Source organism: Streptomyces sp. NPDC052299 (assembly GCF_040679335.1).
In the GTDB taxonomy this organism is placed as follows: Bacteria; Actinomycetota; Actinomycetes; order Streptomycetales; family Streptomycetaceae; genus Streptomyces.
The window spans coordinates 438,543-464,276 of record NZ_JBFAUP010000001.1 but is presented as its reverse complement, the minus strand read 5'-3'; the positions used below and the strand labels follow the sequence as shown (position 1 = coordinate 464,276).

General features: G+C 69.9%; 19 protein-coding genes and 2 pseudogenes. 6 read left to right on the top strand and 15 right to left on the bottom strand.

What is annotated here, in order from left to right:
- Positions 1–93 precede the first annotated feature (93 nt).
- Complete coding sequence (locus AB0L33_RS02145) at positions 94–1,677, top strand: restriction endonuclease (RefSeq protein ID WP_365677177.1); 1,584 nt, start codon at positions 94–96, stop codon at positions 1,675–1,677.
- A 75-nt stretch (positions 1,678–1,752) separates the two neighbouring features.
- On the opposite strand, the pseudogene AB0L33_RS02140 reads toward AB0L33_RS02145, so the two are convergent.
- The 4 genes and pseudogenes from AB0L33_RS02140 to AB0L33_RS02125 form a co-directional block, all read right to left on the bottom strand.
- A pseudogene (locus AB0L33_RS02140) lies at positions 1,753–1,995 on the bottom strand (hypothetical protein).
- A 38-nt stretch (positions 1,996–2,033) separates the two neighbouring features.
- The gene (locus AB0L33_RS02135) at positions 2,034–3,899 is read right to left on the bottom strand and encodes an AAA family ATPase (protein WP_365677176.1); all 1,866 of its coding nucleotides are present in this window, start codon (positions 3,897–3,899) and stop codon (positions 2,034–2,036) included.
- An 871-nt stretch (positions 3,900–4,770) separates the two neighbouring features.
- Positions 4,771–5,184 (bottom strand): hypothetical protein, encoded by a 414-nt coding sequence (locus AB0L33_RS02130; protein WP_030183887.1) that lies wholly within the window; start codon positions 5,182–5,184, stop codon positions 4,771–4,773.
- Positions 5,185–6,151: 967 nt separating this feature from the next.
- Positions 6,152–6,647 (bottom strand): annotated as a pseudogene (locus AB0L33_RS02125) (ATP-binding cassette domain-containing protein).
- Between the two features lie 480 nt (positions 6,648–7,127).
- Here AB0L33_RS02125 and AB0L33_RS02120 point away from each other — a divergent pair.
- The gene (locus AB0L33_RS02120; protein WP_365677175.1) at positions 7,128–7,934 is read left to right on the top strand and encodes an SGNH/GDSL hydrolase family protein; all 807 of its coding nucleotides are present in this window, start codon (positions 7,128–7,130) and stop codon (positions 7,932–7,934) included.
- Positions 7,935–7,980: 46 nt separating this feature from the next.
- On the opposite strand, the gene AB0L33_RS02115 is transcribed toward AB0L33_RS02120, so the two are convergent.
- Complete coding sequence (locus AB0L33_RS02115) at positions 7,981–8,817, bottom strand: methyltransferase domain-containing protein (protein ID WP_365677174.1); 837 nt, start codon at positions 8,815–8,817, stop codon at positions 7,981–7,983.
- A 70-nt stretch (positions 8,818–8,887) separates the two neighbouring features.
- Here AB0L33_RS02115 and AB0L33_RS02110 point away from each other — a divergent pair, with 70 nt between their 5' ends.
- Together AB0L33_RS02110 and AB0L33_RS02105 are read left to right on the top strand one after the other, a co-directional pair.
- Entirely contained in the window at positions 8,888–10,774 is a 1,887-nt protein-coding gene (locus AB0L33_RS02110) for a prolyl oligopeptidase family serine peptidase (protein WP_365677173.1), read from the top strand.
- A gap of 162 nt (positions 10,775–10,936) precedes the next feature.
- Entirely contained in the window at positions 10,937–11,815 is an 879-nt protein-coding gene (locus AB0L33_RS02105) for an SURF1 family protein (protein ID WP_365677172.1), read from the top strand.
- A 34-nt stretch (positions 11,816–11,849) separates the two neighbouring features.
- Here the strand turns inward: AB0L33_RS02105 and AB0L33_RS02100 are convergent, their stop codons facing one another.
- The 8 genes from AB0L33_RS02100 to AB0L33_RS02065 form a co-directional block, all read right to left on the bottom strand.
- Complete coding sequence (locus tag AB0L33_RS02100) at positions 11,850–13,001, bottom strand: hypothetical protein (RefSeq protein WP_365677171.1); 1,152 nt, start codon at positions 12,999–13,001, stop codon at positions 11,850–11,852.
- A 119-nt stretch (positions 13,002–13,120) separates the two neighbouring features.
- Positions 13,121–13,696: a SigE family RNA polymerase sigma factor gene (locus tag AB0L33_RS02095; RefSeq protein WP_365677169.1), complete on the bottom strand. Its 576-nt coding sequence runs from the start codon at positions 13,694–13,696 to the stop codon at positions 13,121–13,123.
- A gap of 395 nt (positions 13,697–14,091) precedes the next feature.
- Positions 14,092–15,156 (bottom strand): aspartate-semialdehyde dehydrogenase, encoded by a 1,065-nt coding sequence (locus tag AB0L33_RS02090; protein WP_365677168.1) that lies wholly within the window; start codon positions 15,154–15,156, stop codon positions 14,092–14,094.
- A complete protein-coding gene (locus tag AB0L33_RS02085; protein ID WP_018102119.1) occupies positions 15,153–16,424 on the bottom strand; it encodes an aspartate kinase in 1,272 nt (423 codons plus the stop codon). The genes AB0L33_RS02090 and AB0L33_RS02085 overlap by 4 nt, the downstream gene beginning before the upstream one ends.
- Positions 16,425–16,650: 226 nt before the next feature.
- A complete protein-coding gene (locus AB0L33_RS02080; protein ID WP_365677167.1) occupies positions 16,651–18,585 on the bottom strand; it encodes a LamG domain-containing protein in 1,935 nt (644 codons plus the stop codon).
- 332 nt (positions 18,586–18,917) lie between these two features.
- Positions 18,918–19,577, bottom strand: coding sequence for a DUF5063 domain-containing protein (locus AB0L33_RS02075; RefSeq protein WP_365677166.1), 660 nt, complete (start codon positions 19,575–19,577; stop codon positions 18,918–18,920).
- A gap of 92 nt (positions 19,578–19,669) precedes the next feature.
- Complete coding sequence (gene recR / locus AB0L33_RS02070; RefSeq protein ID WP_018102117.1) at positions 19,670–20,269, bottom strand: recombination mediator RecR; 600 nt, start codon at positions 20,267–20,269, stop codon at positions 19,670–19,672.
- A gap of 79 nt (positions 20,270–20,348) precedes the next feature.
- A complete protein-coding gene (locus AB0L33_RS02065) occupies positions 20,349–20,687 on the bottom strand; it encodes a YbaB/EbfC family nucleoid-associated protein (protein ID WP_328904383.1) in 339 nt (112 codons plus the stop codon).
- A 368-nt stretch (positions 20,688–21,055) separates the two neighbouring features.
- Here AB0L33_RS02065 and AB0L33_RS02060 point away from each other — a divergent pair, with 368 nt between their 5' ends.
- Positions 21,056–21,847, top strand: a complete 792-nt coding sequence (locus tag AB0L33_RS02060) for an SLATT domain-containing protein (protein WP_365677165.1) — start codon at positions 21,056–21,058, stop codon at positions 21,845–21,847.
- Between the two features lie 48 nt (positions 21,848–21,895).
- On the opposite strand, the gene AB0L33_RS02055 is transcribed toward AB0L33_RS02060, so the two are convergent.
- Positions 21,896–22,546, bottom strand: a complete 651-nt coding sequence (locus AB0L33_RS02055) for a hypothetical protein (protein WP_365677164.1) — start codon at positions 22,544–22,546, stop codon at positions 21,896–21,898.
- 125 nt (positions 22,547–22,671) lie between these two features.
- On the bottom strand, positions 22,672–23,388 hold the full coding sequence (locus tag AB0L33_RS02050) for a GntR family transcriptional regulator (RefSeq protein ID WP_365677163.1): 717 nt from the start codon (positions 23,386–23,388) through the stop codon (positions 22,672–22,674).
- A gap of 143 nt (positions 23,389–23,531) precedes the next feature.
- On the opposite strand from AB0L33_RS02050, the gene AB0L33_RS02045 reads away from it, so the two are divergent.
- Positions 23,532–25,718: a protein kinase gene (locus AB0L33_RS02045; protein WP_365677162.1), complete on the top strand. Its 2,187-nt coding sequence runs from the start codon at positions 23,532–23,534 to the stop codon at positions 25,716–25,718.
- Positions 25,719–25,734 lie beyond the last annotated feature (16 nt).

Here is a 25,734-nt window from a genome sequence, read left to right as displayed (position 1 = left end):
TCACCAGACTTTTAGAGCCTCCTGACGCTGTCGGATGGGTAGGCAATACTGCGGAGGTTCGACAGAAGGATCATGCACTGACCTGGGGGCGCAGTGGCAGGCAGAAATGGGGCGGGCGGGAACGATCCCTATGCCAGGGAACGCGCGCGGCAGGCCAGGGAGGCCGAAAAGGCGCGTAGGGCCGCCGAGGCCGAGGCCAAACGCAAGGCGCGCGAGGAGAAGCTCGCGCACGAGACGGCCCGCGCGCAGGAGGCTGTTGACCGCACTTACGTGGTCGAGAACGACACCGAGCAGTTGGCGAATCTTCTGCGAACAGCTGTGCTGGGCGGCAGCCCTTTGACCTTCAACCGGCTCAAGCAGGAGTTCACGCCGACAGTTTTCAGCCCTCCCAAGGGTCGGACCAAGGCTGCCCCGCAGCCCCGCTGGGAGGAGTACGAACCGGAACCGCCACGCGGATTCCTCAGCGCGCTCGGCTTCGGGCGCAAGGGATACGACGCCGAAGTCGAATCGGCTCGCGTGCGGTTCGACAAGGCACTGCGCGACCATGCGCGGGACGAGACGAAGCGCGTCGAGAAGCTGGACAAGCTCCGCACCAGGCACGCGGAGCAGAACCAGCAGAAGGCCACCCGAGTCGAGGAGTGGAACGCCCGCGTCGAGGAACGCCGGGCTGCTTACCGCGAGCGGGACGTCGAGGCCGTGGAGTGGTTCATCGACCAGGCACTCGCCGCCTCCACGTACCCACATGGCTTCCCCAAGGCACACCGGGTTTCGTATCAGGCAGACACCGGTGACCTGCTCGTCGAAATCGACCTCCCGCTGGAGGACGTCGTTCCCGCGGCCCGCGCATATCGCTACGTGAAGTCTCGCGACGAGATCAATCCCGTGCCCCGTCCCGACAAGGAGCGCAAGGAGCTCTACGCTTCTGTCCTTGCCCAGACCGCGCTGCGCACAGTGCACGAGCTGTTCGCCGCTGACACTGAGGGCACCGTCAAATCGATCGCCCTCAACGGGCATGTGGCCACCATCGACCGGGCCACCGGGCGCGAAGTACATCCCTGTCTGATCACCCTCCAGACGGACCGAGAGGAATTCGCGCAGCTGGTCCTGACACAGGTGGACCCACGGGCCTGCCTGAAGCGGCTGCGCTCACTGATCTCGCCGAACCCGTACGAATTGGAACCCGTGCGACCTCTGGTCACGTTCGACCTCAGCAAGTTCCGGCTCATGGACAGCTTGGACGTCGTGGCAGGGCTGGACAGCCGCCCGGTGCTCATGGACCTGACGCCCACGGAGTTCGAGCACCTGATCCGGCAGCTGTTCGAAGCCATCGGTCTGGACAGCGTGAACACCCAACCTTCCAAGGACGAGGGCGTCGACGCCATCGCGATGAACACCGACCCGGTGATGAAGGGCCTGTGCATCATCCAGGCGAAACGCACCAAGAACGTGGTGCCGTTCGAGACCGTCTCTGCCCTGGCCGGCGTCGTGGAACACAAACGCGCTGCCAAGGGCATCCTGGTAACGACCTCATGGTTCGGTCGGGCCAGCGAGGCGTTCGCCAACGAGCACGGACGTCTTGAACTGCTCGACGGCGCCAACCTGGTCCACCTGTTCAAGGAGCACTTGAGCCTTGACGTGATCCCAGGGCCGGTCCCGCCGAAGCGCCGGCCGACGTGAAGCAAGCACCCCGGCCCGGCACCAACCGTCACCGAGTGAAGTGACGCTTGGTGCCGGGCCTGGTCAGCGCCATGGCTACGAGATGTTGGCCAATTGCCCTAGCAGATCGCAGTCTGCCGGTTTCCGCTGCGGCTTGTGCCACGGGGCACCGTGACCCACCCAGCGCGCAGCTCGCGAACTTGCGTCACGGTGTCATCACCGATGCCGGACTCGTTGTAGCAGCACTCGCAGACGACATGCCGAGGGAACCCGTGCTCGTAGAGCATTCCCGTCATCCAGCCCACAGATGCGGCAAGCGGTCTCAACCGCGCTCTCCATTCGCACAGGATATCGATCCCGCCAAATGCAACGACCTCTTAACTGGCCAGCGCCATCACGTTCTCCAGAAGCGAGTACAGGAGCTTCGGCTCCCCGCTAGCAGTACGAGCGGCCTCGGCGTACGCCGGAGCGTGCTTGCAGTCGGGCACGTAGCCATCGCCCTGCTTCGCCAACTCCTTTCGACGCTCAGTCCACGCCGGCCAGTGCTCAGCGAGATACGTCTCCAGGTCATCCTCGAACACCGTATGAGTCGCCTCGCATGCGGTAGCTGGCCGAGCGTTCGCTGAAGCGCCGAGATAGCCAAGGATGTTCATGTTCTTCTCGCCCGCCGCGCGGACTGCCTCTGCCTTTCCGACCAACGCCTTGGGCCCCGCGTCGCCATCGAAGACGACGTAGCAGTTGACGCCGAACCCCATCAGGATGGCGTGGGCGAGGATGAGATTGTCCTTGCCTTCCACGTTGATCACGCTAATGCCGTTCGCGCCCAAACTGAGGCCCTGCTGCTCGGCAAACCCGAGGATGACCGCCTCGTCTGCCTCCCCTTCGACGAGCACAGCAGCCGCGACGAAAAGCCCCTCCGCTAGGTCCTTGACGTAACGCGTGGTCGCATGACGCCGGATGGACCTGTCTGATACTCGGCCGATGAGGGACTGAATCAGATCCTGTTCGGAGAGCTGTCGCACGCTGACATCGGGGTGTTGCCCACTGCCCACCCTGACCAGTCGACGGATCTGCTTATAGTTGCGCGGGTCGATGAACACCGGGCTGTGAGTCGCGTACATCACCTGAGTTCGGTCCGCTGCCGAAGAGACGAGGCCGCGCAGAACCTGGGCGAAGACCCTTGTCTGCGCGGGATGCTGAAAAAGCTCCGGCTCTTCGATCGCCAGACACAGCGACCGGGTCCCGTCCTCAGGCCGACGAGTTTCCGCAAGGTACTTCAACGCGGCGATGATCAGGGCTCGCTGGAAGCCGTGCCCCTGGCGACGCACCGAGGTCATAGCCGCGCCGTCCCTGATGCTGACCGCAAAAGTCGTCTTGGCCGGCTTCGGAGTCTGTGCAACGGGCTTCACGACGATGTGCCGCCCCGTGCTGAATTTGGCAACTTCGTCGGACAGCGAACCCGACAGCCTCTTCAGCATCGGCCCGTACACCTCCTCGTGCACCTTCTCGCGAGCCGTCTGCGCGGCGTCCTCGATCGATGTGAACCGAGCGTCGGCCTCGGATCGGTCCACCGCGTGCTCAAGGATCCGACCCACCGCCGTGGCCTTGCCGTCGTCCGCCTCCTCGTATGCGCGGAGGTCGGCGGAGATGAACACGAAGTCGATCAGCTTGGCAAGCAGCCCCTGGCCGGCGAACCCGAAGAACTGTGTGCCCTCGACGTCCGTTTCAGCGAGCCGATCGCGGTTCTTCGACTCCCAGACGCGCATCGCGGCGTCTGCATCGTCCCAGCTCTTTGTGGCGGGCAGGTCAAGTCCGGCGTCGCTCTCCCGCAGAGCCTTGTACGCGTTGTGCTTCTCCCGTTTCCCCTCATGCCGCCTGATCTCGTCGAACGGCTGGTAGGCCAGGGCCTTCCCAGTGATCCGATCGTCCCCGTCCTCCCAGGTACGCCAGATCCGTACCGTCTCAACGTCGTCGGGCGCGTAGTAGCCCAACGCGGCGCGGTCGAAAGCCGTCAGCCCGTCGAACTCCACTTCCACACGGATCCGCTTGCCCTCCGCCGCCGAGTGAACGTCCTCTTCCGCAATCCCTCCGCCCTTGTCTCCGTTAAAGAACCAGTCAAGAGCGCGCAGCACAGTCGACTTACCAACGCCCGTGGGGCCAATGAGAGAGGTGATGCCATCGAAGGAGACGTCCAGCGTGCGCAGGCAGCAGAAGTTCTCGATACATATGCGCTTGATCTTCACGAGCGTCCTGGGATGCAAGGGTACGGGGCCGCTAGGCCCGCAGGGACATCTGTGACGCTAGCGCCAGATGTGATGTGTGGTCAGTTTCTTTTCATAATTGGATACACGAGACATCTGCTATACGGCCCGTATCAGGGCAGGCGCCCGTACAGACGTGCAGGCATCATCCGCATCTGGCCCCCCCCCCCCAGTTGGTCGCGCAACCGAACCCGGCACGCACCGGGGATGGCCGGGCGGCGGCGCACATGCCTATGCCCTGCGCGTCTTCGCCGCAGCACGAGCCGACTCCGCATTTGCAGTGGCGTTGAGACGGGCCAGATGCGCGCGTTGCGATACTTCGCCCCCGATAGAGGACCAGCCGTACAAGGACGCGAGCAGTTCGGCTGCGACAGCTGCCGCTGCCGTCAAGCCAGCTGTAGCCCTGGACATGGACGCAGGGGGCCTGGCAACCAACCGACCTCGGCTTTGAGCAGCCGTGATGGCACATTGTTCCGACCAGAGCTCGAAGACCTGAGCGAGACGGGCGAAGAAGGCAGCCGCCGCGGCCAAGCAGATGTAGAAGGCGACGAGCCCTCCTCCAATCCGCGCAGCGACGCCCGGATCCGGATCGTGGTCGGTCCAAGGCCAGCCCATGACCGCATAGACGACGGCCAGACCAGCCGAAGCGGCAATCCATGCAGCCCCGATCAGAGACTCCAGAACGCCCTCATAGTCATCCCCACCGTCGCCGTCCTGCTCTGACTGTCGCTTCGTCGGCGTGGCATCGTCGGACGCCTTCTTCCCGTACGGCGGGAGAAAGACCTGCCAAAGGCCACCGTGGACGTCGCCGCCTACAAACGTGCCAGACCCATGGTTGTGCTGATCCCGGTGCTCAGCGTCCGCCATCTGACGCCCCGCCGTAGTTGAAGGTCAGGCCACCGTGGACGTCACCACCGATGAACGTTCCAGTGCCGGTGTTGTGCTGGTTCCAGACCTTCGAGGCCGGCGGGGTGGGCCCCGCGAGTTCGTCCACCTCGCTCAGGGCATCTCGGTGCTCGGCAAGGTACTGGGCGATGAGATGCGCCCAGGCGGTCGCTGCGAGCGCCTGGGTCTCTGGAGAGGGCGAAGTGAGCTGCGTAGCGGTGTTATCCACTGCCTGAGCAGCCGATCTCTGTTGTTCCGTGGTGGCACGGCGGAAGAAGTAGGCCACCTTCAGGCGCATCTTCTCGGCGCCCGACGCGGCTATGGCCGCAACGAGCGTGCTGGCCGCACCCGTGGCCACGGCCATTAATTCGGCGTCGTACATGATCGATACATCTCCCCGTTCGTGGTGACGTGCACCAGCAGAACCTACCGGGCACCACTGACACTCCGAGGGGACAATGCGCATACACGATCTGGGGCAACCGAGGCCACGAATCTGGGGCGCTCCTCAGTCAGCGAGGCGCCGACCGTCTGGTCGCAGTTCTGGCTGCATTCACCGACGTCCGGCGCAGTTCGCCCCACCCCGATCCACGTGCTCCACTGCAGTTCAGGACGCCCCCGGGTGTCGCCGAACCCCCGTACGAACATTCGGAAAGCGTGCTGGGCCGCCCCGAGGCACCGGCGCATGCCGGACGTCACGTGCGCGAGAACAGGGCGGCGGGGCGCGAGTCCCGGTGGAACGGGACGACGACGTACACCCGGCGCGCCCGCAAGAGGCTCACCTGACACGCAAACTTGCTGCGGCAACCACACAGGTCCGCGCCGATCCCGCAGGTAGCCGCTCCCCATTGGGAGAAATCTGGGAGATGATCTTCCAACGGAGGCCCACCGAGGCCACGCGGGGCCACTTCACACCAAGCCGCTGACCAGCACAGATACCCATCACTGCCGGTCTCGATCTTGCCCGAACCTCATTCGGGACGAAGAGGTCGTGGGTTCAAATCCCGCCACCCCGACAGCTGAAACACCAGGTCAGGGGCCTGATCCGAGAAATCGGATCAGGCCCCTGAGTGGTTTTCGGAGCGGTGAAGGGCGGCCCCCGGCGGCCGCCGCAGAGAGGCAGCCCACGGCGGGCAGCTTCCCACCGCCGAGGTGGAGGCCGCGGGGAGCGCCGAGGGAGGAAGCGCGACAGGCCGGCCCGGCCGGCCCCACGGAGGGGACTGATCCCGATCAGCAGGCTGATCGCGGGACGCGTCTTCACGCCACTGCCTGCCTGGTCAGGGCCCCATCGGCCATGGTGTACCGGGTGTCGGCGCGGACGGCCACGGATGCATCGCGCGTCACCATGATCACGGCGGTGCCCTGAGAGCGCGCCAGCTTGGGAACTCCTCCAGCACCGCATCGGCGTTGGCGCTGTCGAGCGCGCCTGTCGGCTCATCCGCGAAGACCACGGCGGGGCGGTGGGCAAGCGCCCATGCCACCGCGACCCGTTGGCTTTGGCCTCCCGAATCTGCGAGGTCCTGCGCTGCCGCAGCTCCGCGAGGCCCAGTCGGCCGAGAACCCCCCGCCATCTCGTGCGCAGCCGCTTTGCGCCGTCCCGCCAGCCGCAGCGGAAGGGCGGCGTTCCCCTCAACGGTCAGCTCAGGGAGCAGTTCCCCGTACTGGAAGACGAACCCGAACCGCTCGCGGCGTACCGTGCTCAGCTCGTCGTCGCCGAGGGCTTGGAACCTCACTCCACCGAAGTAGACGTCACCACGCTGGCGCCACGACTCCGGCCAGGCAGCGGAGAAGCAAGGACTTCCCGGACCCGCTGGTTCCGGTGATCGCACAGACCTCACCGGCCATCAACGTGAAGTCCGCTGCGCGCACGGCGGGTTGTGAGCCGTAGCGCGGCTCCAGGTCAACGGCGCGGAGAATGACATCCATGACAAGCGGTACTCCCTTCGCGTGCTTCCTCCGCACAGGACATCCGAGCTCCAGTAACGCAGAGTAGTCGAGAGAAAGCTCAGTGCACGCCGAGTGGAGCCCGCTTCCCTCGATCTGATGAACGGTGGGGAGTCGGTGACGCCGGACCCCGCCCCCTTCCCGCCGACCCCGCACCCCGATAGCACCCCCTGCGAAGTGCCGGAGCGATCGCTCTAGAGCCTTTATTTCAGGGGGAGTTGTGCGTTTATCTACGCGCGGAGCTACGACCGCCGACCGATCATTCGGGCAATTCAGGCGGGTTCTCGCAGAGCTATTACCGACTGGTACCGCGAGCTGCTACAACAGGGACCGCTCACTCAACCCCCCACCCACCCCCCACACTTCGGAGGGCTGACAACCATGTCAGTACGGAGATTCTGGGCGTCCGCATCCACTCTGCTCCTCGCCGCCGCTGCCGCTCTGGGGATCGCCCAGCCGGCTTCGGCATCCTCCTCGGCCGCCGTCGGCGGGTACGTCGCCCTGGGCGATTCGTACTCGTCCGGTGTCGGCGCGGGAAGCTATCTCTCCGACAGCGGTGACTGCCGGCGCAGCACCAAGGCGTACCCGTACCTCTGGGCGGCGGCGAACGCGCCGTCCTCGTTCACCTTCGTCGCCTGTTCGGGCGCCACCACGAGCACCGTGGCCAGCGGTCAGCTCGGGGCGCTCAGCTCGTCCACCTCGCTGGTGAGCGTCACCGCTGGCGGCAATGACGTCGGGTTCGCCGATGTCATGCAGGACTGCGTGCTGTCCGGCGAGTCCGCCTGCATCTCGGCCGTGAACGCGGCCGTCGGGAAGATGAACAACACCCTTCCGTCAGGACTGAGTTCTCTGTACGCCTCCATCCACTCCAGGGCCCCGCAGGCCCATGTCGTGGTGCTGGGTTACCCGCGCTTCTACAAGATCGGCGGAAGCTGCGTCGTCGGCCTGTCCGACAAGGCGCGTACGGCCATCAACAACGCGTCCGACGTGCTGAATGGGGTCATCGCCAAGCAGGCGGCGAACGCCGGGTTCACCTTCTCCGGGGTCGCCGACGAGTTCACCGGACACGAGCTGTGCTCCGGAGACCCGTGGCTGCACAGCGTCTCGATCCCCGTCTACAACTCGTATCATCCCAAGCCCGAGGGCCAGTCCGGCGGCTACCTGCCGGCGTTCCGCTCGGCGGCGTAGCACGGAAGCGGAGCCCCGGCGGACAGGCCGGGGCTCCGCTCCGCCGTCAGGCCCCCGGGCGGGTCGCCTTGACGGAGTACATCAGCGGGATGCGCGGGCGGTCCGACGGAAAGCGGAAGAAGTCGTCGCCGCCGCGTTTCAGGTCCGGGAAGCGCGCGAAGAGCGAGACGTCGTGCTCGTGGAGGAACTCGATCCGCAGACCGGCGGCGGCCAGCGCCGACACCACATTGCCCACCGGGTGCTGCCACTCGACGCTCCGGTTGTGGACGGTCGGGGCATCGAAGTCCGCGTACGTACCCGGCGTCTCGTCCACCCACGCCTCGCGGCTGAAGTAGTCGTGCACGATCCGCGAACCCGTCTCGTCGTCCAGGCAGTCCGTGAGCGGATGGAACTCCGCGAGGTAGAGGAAGCCACCGGGCGCCACCAGCGACGCCGCGATCTCGGCCCAGCGGTCGATGTCGGGCAGCCAGTTCAGCGCGCCGACGCCCGTGTAGACGATGTCGTACGAGGAGTCCGGTACGGCCTGCGCCGCGTCGTACACGTCGGCCGCGACGAAAGCCGCGCGCTCGGGGCCGAACCCCAGGTCCTCGGCGAGGGCCCGGGCTGTCTCGACGGCCGGTTCGGAGAAGTCGAGGCCGACGACCTGCGCCGCGCCGTGCCGCGCCCAGGAGAGCGTGTCGAGTCCGATGTGGCACTGCAGGTGCAGCAGCGACCGGCCGGTCACATCACCTACCTCGGCCAGCTCGAAGGGCCGCAAGGCGTCCTTCCCCGCGCGGAAGGAGCCCAGGTCGTAGAAGTCACTGCCTGCGTGGATGGGCACACGTTCATCCCACATCCTGCGGTTGGCCTCGCGCCAGTCGGGCGGTATCGGAGCGGTGGACATGTGCGCGAGGTTATCCACAGGCTGCGGACGAAGCGAACGGATTGTCGGGGGTTCTGCGCAGAATGGGGTCATGACTGAGGCCACTGGTTCGCCGACGACCGCATCCGTCCCGCTGTGGGAGCAGCGCTTCCGCGCTCCCCGGGTGTCGCTGCCCGACTGGGCCGAGGACGCGCCGGACCGCGCGTTGTTCGTCTCCAACGCGACGGGAACCTATGAGCTGTACGCGTGGGACCGGGCGTCCGGCGAGCAGCGCCAGGTGACCGACCGGCCGAACGGTACGACGGACGGCGTGCTGACGCCGGACGGCGAGGCCGTGTGGTGGTTCGACGACACCGACGGGGACGAGTTCGGGGTGTGGATGAGCCGCCCGTTCCACGGCGGAGTGGACACCGGATCCGCACCGGCCGCCCCCGGTCTCGGGCCGTCCCATCCGGCCGGGCTCGCGATCGGCCGGGACAACACGGCGGTGATCGGCCGTTCGACGGACGAGGACGGCACGACGGTCCACGTCGTACGGCCCGGCACGGCCCCCGTCGAGATCTACCGGCACCGCGAGTCGGCCGGGGTCGGCGACCTGAGCCACGACGGGACACTGATCGCGCTGGAGCACACCGAGCACGGGGACGCGATGCACTCCGCGCTGCGCGTGGTCCGGCCGGACGGGACGACGGTCGCGGAGCTGGACGACACCGAGGGGGGTACGAAGGAGCTGGGACTCGCGGTCCTCGGCTTCGCGCCGGTCGCCGGGGACACCCGGCTGCTGGTCGGGCACCAGAGGCGCGGACGCTGGGAGCCGATGATCTGGGACCCGGTGGCGGGCACGGAGACGGACCTTGCCATCGACCTGCCGGGCGATGTGGGCGCCGAGTGGTATCCGGACGGCTCCGCGCTCCTCATCGAGCACGGCTTCGAGGCCCGCAGCGAGCTCTGGCGGTACGAGCCCGCCGCGTCCGACGGCAGGCTGGTCCGGGTGGACACGCCGACCGGCACGGTCTCCGGCGCCACGGCCCGCCCGGACGGAACGGTCGAATACCTGTGGTCGTCGGCGGCCGAGCCGCCCGTCGTCCGCTCCACGACCGGCGCGGTGGTGCTCGACCCGCCGGGCGCCAAGGCCCCGGCCTCGGTGCCCGTCGAGGACGTGTGGGTGGACGGGCCCGGTGGCCGGATCCACGCGCTCGTCCAGCGTCCGGCGGCCCCCGCCGAGGGGCCTTTCCCGACGGTCTTCGAGATCCACGGCGGCCCCACCTGGCACGACAGCGACGCCTTCGCGGCCGGCCCCGCAGCCTGGGTGGACCACGGCTACGCGGTCGTCCGGGTCAACTACCGCGGCTCGACCGGCTACGGACGGGCGTGGACGGACGCGCTCAAGCACCGGGTCGGGCTGATCGAACTGGAGGACATCGCGGCGGTACGGGAGTGGGCGGTGAAGTCCGGGCTCGCGGACCCGGCGAAGCTCGTCCTGGCCGGCGGCTCCTGGGGCGGCTATCTCACACTGCTCGGCCTCGGTACGCAGCCCGACGACTGGGCCCTCGGTCTGGCCGCGGTCCCCGTCGCGGACTACGTCACGGCGTATCACGACGAGATGGAGGCCCTGAAGGCGATGGACCGCACGCTGCTGGGCGGGACGCCGGAGGAGGTGCCCGAACGTTTCGAGGCGTCGTCGCCCCTGACGTACGTCGACGCCGTGCGCGCCCCGGTCTACATCTCCGCCGGGGTCAACGACCCGCGCTGCCCGATCCGCCAGGTGGAGAACTACGTGGACCGGCTGAAGGCGCGGGACGCCGTGCACGAGGTCTACCGGTACGACGCGGGTCACGGCTCGCTCGTCGTGGAGGAGCGGATCAAGCAGGTCCGGCTGGAGCTCGACTTCGCCCGCCGGCACCTGTCCGGGGTGTCACCGGCGGGCCCCGGGGACCTGGGCGGTCCGGGCGAGGAGGTGGCGGTCGGCGGCGCGTAGTGGGTGCGGACCCGGTGCTTAGGAACGCTGTGGCTGGTGCGTAGGGGGCGCTGCGGCTGGTGCCCCGTGGAGGCCGTGGTCTCCGCGTAGGGAACGGATAAAGGGCCGCTTTCCGGGTGCCCCCGCTCCGGCCGGCCGGAGCCGGGACCGTACCGTGGAGGGGTGTACCGGTTCCTGCTGACCCCGCGATGGTGGGGGATCAACCTCTTCGTCGTGCTGGCGATCCCGTTCTGCGTGTTCATGGGCACCTGGCAGCTCGGCCGCTTCGAGGACCGCGTGCACACGCACGAGGCCGCCGAGAAGCAGCCCGCGCCGGGCACCCGGGCCGCCGAACCGCTCGACGAGCTGCTGCCCGTCGACACGGAGACCTCCGGCCGGCCCGCCACCGCGACCGGACGCTACGCGGACCGTTTCCTGGTGCCCGGCCGTGAGCTGGACGACCGGAAGGGCTTCTACGTCCTGGACATGCTGCGGACGGACAGCGGCAAGGCCCTGCCGGTGGTACGCGGCTGGCTGCCCGGGAAGCCCGGACAGACCCGGGTGCCGCCCGCGCCGTCCGGCCGGGTCACGGTGACCGGCGACCTCCAGGCTTCGGAGAACGCGGGCACCGAGGGGGTCGGTGCGACGGGCGGGCTGCCGGACGGCCAGGTCGGCATGATCAGCGCGGCGTCGCTCGTCAACCTGGTGCCGTACGAGGTGTACGACGCCTGGGTGACGCTGCCGGCGAGCGGTGCGGGCGGCTCCGAGAAGGCCGTGGGCGCCTCGGGCGACGCGGCGAGCGGTGCCGCCAGGTCCGAGGCGACCGCGCTGCGCCCGGTACCGGCCACCGCGCCGCAGGGCGGCGGGCTCGACCTCAAGGCTTTCCAGAACCTCGGCTACACGGGTGAGTGGTTCGTCTTCGCCGGGTTCGTGGTCTTCATGTGGTTCCGGCTGCTGCGGCGTGAGGCCGAGGCCGCCCGGGACGTGCGGCTCGGCCTGGTCCCCGAGGCGGAGCCCGCCTCCTCCCCGGCCCTCGAGGCGGAGGCCCGCTCGGGGACGTGAGCGTGTGGCCCGGCGTTACGGGCCACTCCCGCTCCTACGACGACGGTTCCAGGACGCCCGTCCGGTAGATCGTTCCTGCGCAGGCGTTGTCGATCTTCGCGGCGGCGACGGGGGCCCCCGGCTCGGGGGTGTGCTGCACGGAGATGCTGCCCTGGGCGGGGACGTTTCCGTCGGCGCCGAACTGCGTCTCCGTACCCGTCTCGCTCTCTCCGGTGCCGCCCGCCGCCCCGGATGATCCGGCCGAGCCGCCGCTGCCGGTGCCCGCCGCACCCTCGGTCGGCGTCGGAGAGGGCGAACCACCGGTGGACGGACAGGTGTCCTTGGGGACCCAGGCGAACTGCACCTCGTAGACCGCGTCCGGCTTCAGCACGACTACGGCCTCCTCGGTGGCCGGATCGGGCAGACCGGAGGCCGGGTCGCCCTCGGTGTGCCGGACTACCTCGATCCGGGCCGGGTCGGCCGCACCCATCGCCTCGAAGCCCACGGTGCCGCCGCTCCGCACCGCGCAGTTCTCGCCGGACACGTTCGCGATGCGGAAGGCCCCGTACACCGTGCCGTCGGCACCCGCCGCACCGGTCCTGGCCGACTCCACGCCGAGCTGTCCCGGGTCGCACGGACGCATGACGTCCACCGCCGTCTTGGCAGGGTCGGCGGACGCGCCGGCCGGATCGCCGTCCTGGCCCTTGCCTCTGCTGTCGGACGGGGTCGTGGTGCTCTGCGGAAGCCCCTGGCCACCGTTCGGATGGGTGCCACCGCTCTCGCCGCCCCCGCCGTTGCCGGAGTCCGCGCCGGAGTCGTCGCCGCTGCCGCCCTGGGCCTGCTCGCCGTGACCGGCGATGGCGGGGCTGGCCGTGCTGGAGCCGTCGGAGTTGGCGACGTGCACGAACGCCGGGATGGCGGTGCCGATGAGCAGCGCCGCCGCCGCCGCGCCGACCAGGGCCTGCCGCCGACGGGCCCGCCGGGCGGGCACCGCGCGCTGCAACCGATCGAGGCTGCCCTCGCTCGGCTCCAGGCCCTGCACGACACCGCGCATCATGCGGCGCAGCGCGTCCTCGTCACCGTCGTCGCCGAGGGGGATGGCCCCGCCGGACGAGCCGCCCCCGCCGAACAGGGCGTCCGTGGCCGCAGGGCCCGGGGTGTCGCCTTCGCGGTCCGCGTGCGGAGCGTTCTCCGGCCCGTGGTTCACAGTTCCGTTCCCAGTCCGGTCCAGCGGGAACCCGCGCGAAAGGCCGCGCCGGAATCCGTTACGGCCCCCCGGCCGCGGGTCCTGTTCATGGTCGTGATCGTGGTGTTCCCCGCGCCGGGTCATACCTGCGCCTCCATCACCACGCGCAGGGCCGCGATACCGCGCGAGCCGTACGCCTTCACCGAGCCCAGGGATATCCCGAGCGTCTCGGCGACCTGGGCCTCCGTCATGTCCGCGAAGTAGCGCAGGACCAGTACCTCTCGCTGGCGCCTCTGCAGGCCCCGCATCGCCTTGATCAGCGCGTCCCGCTCCAGCTGGTCGTACGCCCCCTCCTCCGCGCTCGCCATGTCCGGCATCGGCTTCGAGAGGAGCTTCAGCCCGAGGATGCGGCGGCGCAGCGCGGAGCGGGAGAGGTTGACGACGGTCTGGCGCAGGTACGCGAGGGTCTTCTCGGGCTCGCGGACCCGGTTGCGCGCGGAGTGCACGCGGATGAACGCCTCCTGCACCACGTCCTCGCAGGACGCCGTGTCGTCCAGCAGCAGGGCCGCGAGGCCCAGCAGCGAACGGTAGTGGGCGCGGTAGGTTTCGGTGAGATGGTCGACGGTCGTTCCGGCTGCCACGCTCTCTTCAGCGCCCTCGCGCTGGGTCGGCAGCCTCGTCTGACGCGCGGCGGGCATGGGCGCGATCACCGGCATGCCACCGGCTGCACGGGCCCGTCGGAGCGGTCGCACCGAAGCGCCGCGCAAGGGGCCCACCACTGTGATATCGAGAACCTCTGCCACGCCAGTTGGACACGCTTCCCCCCGTCAGGGTTGTACGCGTACGGCACAGCGTTCGAGGCCCTGCGAGATGCCTTCATACGTACCCGCTCTTCTCCAGATGCCCCGCACATGCGCCCCGCCGCGCAAGAAGTGACCGCTTAGACGCCTGGCGCCCGACCCGCGGTTGCAACGAACCGAAAGGTCATCGTCGGTCACGGCGACTGCCCAGCTCAAGAGGTTCAGACCGGCAAGTTGCTCACAGACCGTTCACAGAAAGTGCAAATGGGGTTCGATCCGGACCTCATGATCACGGCCTATGATCACGGCCTTCAGAGCCGCGGGAATTCAGCGGCCACCGATTCGGCGATCTGCGCGACGTTGAGCGCGGCGCCCTTGCGGAGGTTGTCACCGCAGACGAAGAGCTCCAGCGCCTGCGGGTCGTCCAGCGAGCGCCGGACGCGGCCGACCCAGGTGGGGTCGGTGCCGACCACGTCGGACGGGGTGGGGAAGTCGCCGGCGCCCGGGCTGTCGTACAGCACCACACCGGGCGCGGTCGCCAGGATCTCGTGCGCCCGGTCGACCGCGACCTCGTTCTCGAAGCGGGCGTGCACGGACATCGAGTGCGTGGCGACGACGGGTACGTACACGCAGGTCGCCGACACCTTCAGGCTCGGCAGGCCGAGGATCTTGCGGCACTCCTCGCGGATCGCCAGCTCCTCCGACGACCAGCCGTCACCGGCGTCCGTCCCGGCCCACGGGACGACGTTGAGCGCGACCGGGGCGGCGAACGGGCCGTCGTGCGTATCGCCCACGACGCGGCGCACGTCGCCCGGTTTCGTACCGAGTTCGGTGCCGGCCACCATCGACAGCTGTTCGCGCAGTGCGGCGACCCCGTCGCGGCCGGCGCCGCTGACGGCCTGGTACGAGGAGACGACGAGCTCGCGCAGGCCGAACTCGGCGTGCAGGGCGCCGATGGCGACGATCAGCGCGAGCGTGGTGCAGTTCGGGTTCGCGACGATGCCGCGGGGCCTCATCCGTACGGCATGCGGGTTGATCTCGGGTACGACGAGCGGAACGTCGTCGTCGGCCCGGAAGGCGGCGGAGTCGTCGATGACGACGGAGCCCTTGGACGCGGCGAGCGGGGCCCAGCGCGCGGAGACGTCGGCGGGCACCAGGAACAGCGCCACGTCGATGCCCTCGAAGACGTCCTCGGTGAGTTCGAGGACCTCGCACTCCTCACCGCGTACGACCAGCTTGCGGCCGGCCGAACGCGGTGAGGCGACGAGTCTGACCTCGCCCCAGACGTCCGCGTGCTGCGAGAGGATCTGGAGCATGACGCCACCGATCGCCCCGGTCGCGCCGACGACCGCGAGCGAAGGGCGGCGTGCGGTCATCGGCCGGTGCCCCCGTACACGACGGCCTCGTCGGAGTCGCTGTCGAGACCGAAGGCGGTGTGCACGGCGCGCACGGCCTCGTTGACGTCGTCGGCGCGGGTGACCACCGAGATGCGGATCTCGGACGTCGAGATCAGCTCGATGTTGACGCCGGCGTCGGACAGCGCCTCGAAGAAGCCCGCAGTGACCCCGGGGTTCGTCTTCATACCCGCGCCGACCAGGGAGATCTTGGCGATCTGGTCGTCGTAGCGCAGTGAGTCGAAGCCGATCACACCGCGGTTGCGCTCCAGGGCGTCGATGGCCTTGCGGCCCTCGGCCTTGGGGAGCGTGAACGAGATGTCCGTCAGACCGGTCGACGCGGCGGAGACGTTCTGCACCACCATGTCGATGTTGACCTCGGCGTTCGCGATCGTGCGGAAGATCGCGGCGGCCTCGCCCGGCTTGTCCGGCACGCCGACGACGGTGATCTTGGCCTCGGAGACGTCATGGGCGACTCCGGAGATGATCGCGTGCTCCACCTTCTGGTCCCCTTGCGGCTCGTTGCTGACCCAGGTGCCGCGCAGTCCGGAGAAGGACGAGCGGACGTGGATCGGGATGTTGTATCGGCGTGCGTACTCGACGCAGCGGTGCAGCAGCACCTTGGAACCGGACGCCGCCAGCTCCAGCATGTCCTCGAAAGAGATCCAGTCGATCTTACGGGCCTTCTTGACGACCCGCGGGTCGGCGGTGAACACGCCGTCCACGTCGGTGTAGATCTCGCAGACCTCGGCGTCCAGCGCGGCCGCGAGCGCGACGGCAGTGGTGTCGGACCCGCCGCGGCCGAGGGTGGTGATGTCCTTCTTGTCCTGGGACACACCCTGGAACCCCGCGACGATCGCGATGTTCCCCTCGTCCAGCGCCGTACGGATACGGCCCGGCGTCACATCGATGATGCGCGCTTTGTTGTGGACCGAGTCGGTGATGACGCCCGCCTGGCTACCGGTGAACGACTGGGCCTCGTGGCCCAGGTTTTTGATCGCCATGGCCAGGAGCGCCATGGAGATCCGCTCTCCCGCGGTCAGCAGCATGTCGAACTCCCGCCCGGCCGGTATCGGGGATACCTGCTCGGCGAGATCGATCAACTCGTCCGTCGTGTCGCCCATCGCGGACACCACGACAACCACCTGGTTGCCGTTCTTCTTGGCATCGACGATTCGCTTGGCGACGCGCTTGATGCCCTCGGCATCGGCTACGGAGGAGCCTCCGTACTTCTGCACGACAAGGCCCACGTGCGCTCCTCGCTCAGTCCATTACTGCGGTCGGCTCAGTTTAACGAGCAGCCCGGAAACGCCGCGCTGATACCACATGGTGAGATGTCCCGCTCACCACGTGATCATCGGCGTGTCGCTCCGAACCGCTCGTACCGCCCTGCTGCCCATCGAACACGTACGCATTCCCCTTTGTGGCCCAGCCCACACGCGGGCCGGGCCACATGGGTCCTTGTCCCTGTGTCGCTCAGGCGCCGCAGGTGTAGCAGGTGTCGTTGCCCCATCCGAGCAGCCCCACGTCGCCCTCGCTCAGCGCACCGGAGAAGACCTGCACCTCGTCGACCGCGCCCCGAAGGTACTCGCCCCAGCCGTCAGCCGTGTGCCCGCGTCCTATCTGGAGACCTCCCGTACTGGTCCACGACGAGCGGAAGGCGGTGTCGGCCGCTATGCCGTCCACGTACAGCGTGATGCGGTCCAGGCCCGCGTCGTACACGACGGCGATGCGGTTGCCGTTCCCTGACGGTGTCCCCCGATGGCTGACCGCCGTCCGGTCCGCCGCCTCGGCATCCGCATGGTCCATGACCAGCTCGAACGTGTGCGTGGCAGGCACGTAGCGCACCTTGAACGCGTCGGCGTGGTCCCCGCCCTGCGAGAGCACGGTCATCGGATGCGCCGGCTCCTGGTCCGCGAAGCGGACCAGGGCACCGACGGTGAAGCTGTCACGGGTGTCGACGGCCGGGCCGTCCGTGGCCGCGTACCCACCGACGCCGTCCAGGTCCAGATGCCCGGAGCCGACCAGGGCATCGGGGCCACCCGACAGGGGGTCGCAGTCGGGGTCGGCCGCCGGGTCGCAGGACTCGGCGGGCCGCGTGTAGATCGAGGCGCCGGGCGCGAGCTTCAGCGGCGCCCCGCCGTGGGCATCGGGGCTGAGTCCGTCGGCCGCTTCCTCCAGGGCCCAGTGACCGCGCTCCTTCGGGGCGCGCCTGGCCAATTCCGCCGCCTCCTCGGGCACGACGACGCGGTCGTAGGCACGGACGTCACCGATCTCGCCCTGCCAGCGGTCGCGGTAACCGGCCGTACCACGCGCCCGGCCGATCTGGAAGTCGCCGGTGGCCGCCGAGGGCGTGACCGCGGCCGGGGTGCCGGCCTCCTGACCGTTCACGTAGAGGTGCGCCTTACTCGTCTCTGCGTCGTACACACCGAGGACGTACGCCCACTCGCCCACCTCGGGACGGGCGCCGCTCACCTGCTCGCCCCCGGTGCCGAACGACCAGACCGGCTCACCGCCGGCCGTGCGGACCCCGAGAGTGAAACCCGTGGCGGTCCCCGCGTCCTGGCTCGCGAGCGTCATGTCGTGGTCCAGTGCCGCAGGCCGCGCCCAGCCGCCGACGGCGAAGGTCTTCCCGGTGTCGACCACCGGTTCGCCGGGGGTCAGGAAGCCGTGGCCCGTGCCGTCCAGCGTCGCCGTGGCCGTCAACGGGGTCCCCGAGGGGGCCGGGCCTCCGAAGGTGACACCCGCTCCGGCTCGGGCCGCCGTCCCCGCGGTCGGTTCGGCCCATCGGGCCCCGGCCGGGTCGGACAGCGCCCACTGACCGATGGGGGAACGGCCCGCCTTCACGTAAAACGTGTAGACGACCGCGCCGCTCCGGCGACCGGAGCGGTCGTTCGCGTACACCTCCAGTTGGACCGGTCCATACGTCGTCGGCAGGTAGCGGACTTCCGCCGACCCGTCGGGCCCGGCCTTCACCGTCCCGCTCGCCCCGTCGAGGAACCTGTATGTGTAATCGACGACGTCCTCGGACGGCGAGTGGAAGCGGAAGGTCCCGTAGACGCCGACGCCGTCCGACCAGGAGACATCCTCCGGATACTCGGCAGAGACGACGGTCGGCTTCTCCGGACTCACGTCATCGATGATGAACTCGCACCCGGCGCCACCGGCGTCCGCCTGGCTCCAGGGCGACTGGAGCTGGCCGTCGTCCGCCCGCACCCGCCAGGAGATGACCGTCCGCGGCGGGAGGTCGGACGGCAGCTGCCAGTACTGCGTGGCCCCGGAGGGCCTGCCTGCGGCAGACCGGTAGCTCCGGCGCTGCTCCGTACCGTTCTCGTCCTGCCACCATGCTTCGAACTCGCCGATGACGGCGTTGTACCCGGCGGGCACGTCGTCCTCGACTGGATCGCTCACTACCGCAGACAGCCGCGGCGCGCTTGCCACGTACGGCCGGTCGTCCCCCGCCGCGCAGGGTGCGGTCCCCGTCATCAGGTCCCCTGGCGCCGGCTGGAGCGGCGGCAGGTTGCCCACGGCCACCGCCGTGTTCGGAGCAGCCAGCACGGCGGCCACACCGACGGACAGCACCCCCAGCCATCTGGCCCCGCCCCGTCTCGTCTCTCGCGTCATGCCTTCGAGTCCCCTCCCCTTCGAAGCCCGTGATCACGGACTGCGAGGGAGGCTAACAGCGAGCACTGACAACGTCGTTCGCAGTGGAGCGGGGCCCTCGGCCGGACGGCCGGGCGGCCCTACTTCGCCGGGCGCAGGCCCAACGGGCCCGCGATCTCCTCGAACATGACGCGGCCCGCCTCCTCGGCGAGGTTGTCGTCGCCGGCGTCCTGATCGGTGTCCAGGCCGTCCAGCTCCTGGAGGGGCTGGTTGAGGCGGATGTGGGCGATCAGGGACTGGAGGGCGCGGAGGGTGGCGGAAGCCGTGGAGCCCCAGTTGGAGAAGTAGGAGAACTGCCACCACCACAGGGCCTCGGTGGTGCGCTCCTCCTCGTAGTGGGCCAGTCCGTGGCGCAGGTCGGTGACGAGGTCGGCCAGGTCGTCGGAGATGCGGGCCGCGACGGGGGCCTTGCGGGGCTCGTACGGGTCGAAGACCTCGGAGTAGACGTCGATCGGCTCCAGGAGGGCGGCGAAGCGCTCGCGCAGGCCGTCCGCGTCCGGTTCGGCGCCGAGGTCGGGCTCGTAGCGCTCGTCGGGGACGATGTCCTCGTACGCGCCGAGCCGGCCGCCGGCCAGCAGGAGCTGGGAGACCTGGAGAAGCAGGACCGGGACGGCCTCTTCCGGCTCCTCGACCTTGGACACCTCGGTGACCGCGACGATGAACGTCTTGATCTGGTCGGCGATCTGGACCGCGAAATCGCCGGGGTCCTGCGTGACGGTGTTCAACGTGGCGTCAGACATCGAGGAGACCTCCCGTGTGACCGGTCGGAGACGGTGAGTAGAAGATAACCGCGCTGCACGTAAAGCCGTCGTGAGATGCGGAAACGCGACCGTCAGACATCGAGAAGCCGCCTCCCCTCGAAGGCTCGGCCGAGCGTGACCTCGTCCGCGTACTCCAGGTCGCCGCCCACCGGCAGGCCGCTGGCGAGCCGCGTGACGCGCAGGCCCATCGGCTTCACCATCCGCGCCAGATACGTCGCGGTGGCCTCGCCCTCCAGGTTGGGGTCGGTCGCCAGGATCAGCTCGGTGATGGAGCCGTCGGCGAGGCGGGCGAGGAGCTCGCGGATGCGCAGGTCGTCCGGACCGACCCCCTCGATGGGGCTGATGGCACCGCCCAGCACGTGGTAGCGCCCCCGGAACTCACGGGTCCGCTCGATCGCGACGACGTCCTTGGGCTCCTCGACCACACAGATGACCGACCGGTCGCGCCGCTGGTCGCGGCAGATCCCGCACTCCTCCTCCTGGGCCACGTTGCCGCAGACCGCGCAGAAGCGGACCTTGTCCTTGACCTCCAGGAGGGCGTGGGCCAGACGCCGCACGTCCGTGGGCTCCGCCTGCAGCACGTGGAAGGCGATCCGCTGCGCGCTCTTGGGACCGACGCCGGGCAGCCTGCCCAGTTCGTCGATGAGGTCCTGAACCACGCCTTCGTACAACGGAACGCCTTCCTGACTGAGTCGGCTGAGTCGTGCTACGTACCGTAGGGGGTACGTGGGGTCTTGGGTATGCGGTCGGTCAGAACGGCAGGCCGGGCATGCCGCCGCCCAGGCCCTGGGTCAGCGGGCCCAGCTTCTGCTGCTGGAGCTGCTGGGCGTTCTCATTGGCCGCCTGGACCGCCGCGACGACGAGGTCCGCGAGGGTCTCGGTGTCCTCCGGGTCCACCGCCTTCGGGTCGATCACCAGGGAGCGCAGCTCGCCCGAGCCGTTGACCGTCGCCTTGACCAGTCCGCCGCCCGCCTGACCGTCGACCTCGGTCCTGGCAAGCTCTTCCTGGGCCTGGGCGAGCTCCTGCTGCATCTTCTGGGCCTGCTGCAGCAGCTGCTGCATATTGGGCTGACCACCACCGGGAATCACGGTCACTCCAGGCATTTCGACGACAAATGTTTCGGTACGCCGAGCCTACGTTGTCCCCGGGCGGCGCGCCCCACCCGCCGAGGAGCAACTCTTTCGAGTGAGATCGAGGGAGCGGTGCCGGGACTCCTATACCTGACCAGAGGCCGTGCACACCCGGGAATACCGCGATTTCGACCCCACGGCCCACCATTCGGCGGTAGGAAGGGCATGCGTCCCGGCACGCACGCGCCTACCCCTCGTCACGCATGGTTACGCATGGGGGACTGCCCGTCGCGTCCAGGGACCGGGAGCAGAGCAGAGATCCGCCCCGTCGTCGAGTACGCGGTCGAGAGCACGCGTCGCTATGCAGCATGCAGAGGAGTACCCCGGTGAGTCAGCCGGAGATGCAGCCCGAAGTGCCGCCCCGCAAGTCCGGCACGTCCGGTCCGGCGGGTGCGGCCGCTCCCTCCGGTACGGACTCCGAGGACCGTGCGGGGAGGGCCCGTGACCTGACCGGGGAGCCGTTCCCGCTGGGCGACTGGGGAGAACCGTCCCAGCGGCTGGACGAGCTCTACCGGTGGCTGGAGGCGGACGCCCTGCGCACCGCCGACTGGTATCTGAACGACCGGCTGTGGAAGCGGCGCGGCGCCAGGGCGCTGCGGATGGGCACCGCCGTCGGGGCCGTCGCGGGCGCCGCCCTGCCGTTGCTCGACCTGACGGGCGCGCTGCACGGCGCGGCCGGGTGGGGCTATCTGTCGTTGCTGCTCGGCGCCGCGTGCATGGCGTGCGACCGGTACTTCGGCCTGACCTCGGGCTGGATAAGGAACCTCGCGACCGCACAGGCGGTGCAGCGCCGGCTTCAGGTGCTCCGGTTCGACTGGGCATCGGAGTGCGTACGGGAGGTGCTCGGTCCGACCGAGGGCACGGCGAGCGAGGCGACCGAGCGGTGCCTGGGCGTGCTGCGGCGCTTCTCCGAGGACATCACGGAGCTCGTACGGTCGGAGACCGCCGACTGGATGGTGGAGTTCCGGGCCGGTCCCGCGCCACTGGGGATGCAGGCCCTGGTCTCCGGCGGCTCCGGCAACGGGCGCCCGGAGCCGGGCGCGGCCCCCGGACGCTTCCCGCTCCAGTCGATGCGTCCGAACATGCCCCGGCAGCGCCCGCCGGAGTCCCCGCGCTGACCGTTCGCCGGCCAGTACGGGGCTCCGGCTCGGGACGCCGGGACCGGGTCAGCTGAAGACGATCATCGATCCCTGGGCGAGGCTGCGGGTGGCCGCAGCGTGCAGGCCGAGCCAGACGTGGCGCTCCCGGGCGAAGGGGTTGTCGTCGTACGGGACGGAGGTCGCCGGTTCCTCCAGGTCGGTGGGGGCGGCGGGCGGCAGGGGGGCGGCCGGCGGGTTCGCCGGGTCGATACCGATGGCCGGGGCGACGAACTCCAGCTCCCGCAACAGCCCGTGCGCGGAACCGAGCGGACCGCCCGCTGCCAGCAGCTCGTCGGTGGAGACGGGCGCGGCGAAGTCGAGGGGGACGTACGCCCCGGCGTGGTCGAAGTGCCACACCAGGTGCGACTGCCGTGCCGTGGACTCGAACATCTCCAGCAACTGCTCGTAGTCCCCGCCCAGCTCACCGACCGGTGTGACGGCGAGGCCGCTGAGCTGGAGCAGATAGGCGCGGCGGAGGAAGTGCAGGGCGTCGTAGTCGAAGCCCGCGACCGGGGCGACGTCTCCAGTCAGTCCCGGCATGTAGGCGTAGACGGGGACGGGCGGCAGTCCGGCCTCGCCCAGGGCCTTGTCGTAGAGGGCGATCTCTTCGGAGAAGGGGTTGTCGGGGCTGTGGCACAGCACATCGACGAGGGGGACCAGCCACAGGTCACAGGCCACGAAGTCTCGCTCTCCAACGGGGGCGTGCGGTGGTCGGGACAGCGTAATGCGACCGGCTCCGCGCGCACAGTGGTCACTCATGACGGGCCCGGGGCGCGGAGGGGCGGCGGCGGTGCCGGGGGGGCTCAGGCGGTCCCCTCGGCCCGCGCTGCGGAGGGCCCGAGCCCGGCCAGGCGGTCGGCCCAGCTCAGCGCATGGGTGTTGTACCCGTCTATCACCGCGCGCAGGGCCTCGCGGTCCCGGTGCGTGATGGCCGCGACCAGTTCGGCGTGGCCGTTCCACAGCCAGTCCCGCAGATCGGCGTCGCCCCGCAGATACGGCACGGCGAACACCCACGCCTGGACGCGCAGCCGGTGCAGGAAGTCGCTGATGTAGCCGTTGCCGATGAGCCCGCCGAGCTCGCGCCAGAAGCGCAGGTCGTAGCCGATGAGGATGTCCAGGTCACCGCTGCGCGCCGCGCGGGCGGCCTCCTCGGCCCGGCGGCGTACGGAGACGAGCGCGTCCCGGTAGTCGGCCCGCCGTTCCGGAACCGGCTCGTGGAAGACGTCCCGGATGACCCCGTCCATGACCAGGGCGCGGGCCTCCACCATCGCCCGGTAGTCCGCGACCGTGAACTGGTGCACCCGGAATCCGCGGTGCTGGTCGGATTCGAGCAGGCCCTGCGCGGACAGGTCGAACAACGCCTCGCGGACAGGCGTCGCGGACACCCCGTACTGCTCGGCGATCTGCTTGACGGTGAACTCCCGCCCCGGAAGCAGACGCCCGGCGAGCACCTCGTCACGCAGCGCGTCCGCGATCTGCTGACGCAGGGTGCTGCGGGTGACGGCTCCGCTCGGGCACATGGCTGCCCCTCCCCCATTCGGTTCCGGGTCACCTTAGACCGGGGTCACACCGGTCCCGCGCCCCGGAGGGGCCCGGCCGGACGATCCACGCCGCTATTCTCGTCCCCGTCCGGCGTGTTGTCGTACGGGGGAGGCCGCACACCATGGAGAAGCTCGGGTCCACCGATCCACAGCGCATCGGCGCCTACCGTCTGCTGGGACGCCTCGGCGTGGGCGGGATGGGGCAGGTCTATCTGGCCCGGTCCGACCGCGGCCGCACGGTGGCGCTCAAGCTCGTACGCGAGGAACTGGCCGCACAGCAGGAATTCCGCGACCGGTTCCGCCAGGAGGTGCGGGCCGCACGCCGGGTGGGCTCCACGTGGACCGCGCCCGTCCTGGACGCCGACACCGAGGCCGACGTCCCATGGGTCGCCACCGGCTATGTGGCCGGTCCTTCCCTGCACGCCACCGTCTCGGGCAGACCGGGCACCCTGTCCGGCCCGGCCCCCGGCGCCTACGGCCCCCTGCCGGAGCGGTCGGTCCGCGTTCTCGGATCGGGCCTGGCGCACGCCCTGAAGGCCATCCACACGGCCGGCCTGATCCACCGGGATCTGAAGCCCTCCAACATCCTGCTCACGATCGACGGCCCGCGCGTCATCGACTTCGGGATAGCCAGGGCCCTGGACACCGTCACCGACGGCGGACTCACCCGCACCGGCGCCCTGGTCGGCACGCCCGGCTTCATGTCTCCGGAGCAGGTGCGGGGTGAGCGGGTGAGCGCGGCCAGCGACGTGTTCTGCCTGGGGTCGGTGCTGACGTACGCCCTGACCGGCCGGCTGCCCTTCGGCGCCGCGGCCAACGAGATGCCCGCCCTGCTGTTCCGCATCGCGCAGGAGGACCCGGACCTGACCGGGGTCACACCGGGGCTGGACGACCTGATCCGCGGCTGCCTCCACAAGGACCCGCGGGCGCGGCCGTCCACCGACGACATCCTGGCGCTCCTGGCCGACGGCGACACCAGCCCGGAGCCCTGGCTCCCGGGTGCGCTCCTCGCCCAACTCGGCCGCCACGCCGTGGAACTGCTCGACTCGGAGGACCCCGAGGACGCGGTGCCGTCCGACGCCGTGGTGCCGCGCGGCGGGGCGTCCACCGATGCGGGACCGCGTGACGCCGCACCGGCGGACGCGGTGCCGGGCCCGGACCGGGCACCGAGCGCCGCCCCCGCCCCGGGCGGCGGGACGCCGCAGGGCGCGGTCCCACTCAGCAAGCCGGACGCCCCGGCCGACGCGGTGAACGACGCGCCGTCCGACGCTGCCTCCGGCTCCCCGTCCGGCCCGGACGCCAAGCCCCCCGCCGAACCGGAGACCGAGGTCCTCGACGCCCCCACCGGTCCGACCGCCCCGCTCCCGCCCCCCGGGCAGCCCGAGCCCGGTCCCGTCCACGCGCTCCCCCTCACGGCCGCCGGCACGCCGCCGAGCGGGCCGCACCCGGCCACTCCGCCTCCCGGCTACGGCTACCCGCACCAGGCCGCCCAGCCGCAGCAGGCCCAGGGCTTCGGCCACCCGCAGCAGCCCAACCCCGGCCAGGGATACGGCTATCCACAGCATCCCGGCCAAGGCGGCCAGGCGTACGGCTACCCCCAGCAGCTGAACCCGGGCCCCGGCTACCCGTACGGCTACCCGCAGCAGCCCGGCCAGGGCGCCACTCCCCCGTACGGCCCCGGGTACCCCGCGGGCACCCAGCATCCGGCCCCCGCTCCCGAACCGGCCCGCAGGAGCAGTGGCTCGACCATCGCGCTGATCCTCGTCGCCGTACTGGTCGCCATCGGCGCGGGCGGGTCCGTCTACGCCCTCATGAACGACAAGGGCGGAACGCCCACGGCCGAGCCCACCCGCTCGGCCGGACCCTCCCCGTCGCAGGCCGTCGACGACTCCCCGACTCCGGACGTCTCCCCGGATCCCTCGCCCGACGACGGGAAGAACGGCGAGGAGGGCGGCGTCCCCGAGGGCTACCTGGGCTCCTGGTCCGGCAGCATCGACAACGCCACCGGACACTCCACCCGTGAACTCGTCATCCGTCAGGGCGAGGTGGGCGACACGGTCCTCACCCTGACCGCCGAGGGTCCCCTCGCCACCGGCGGCACCTACCGCTGCGTCTTCGAGGCGACCCTGACCGCCGAGGCCGCCGAGGGCGAGTCCGTCAGCATCGGCCCCTCCACCGTCACGGAGGGCGAACCGGCGGCCTCCTGCACTCCGGGGGCTCCGACGAAGCTCACCCTGCTCCCGGACGGCACTCTGAGCCGTGAGAACACGTCGAGCGGCGAGAAGCTCACGTACACGAAGTCCGGCTGACCCGCCGGGCCTGGCC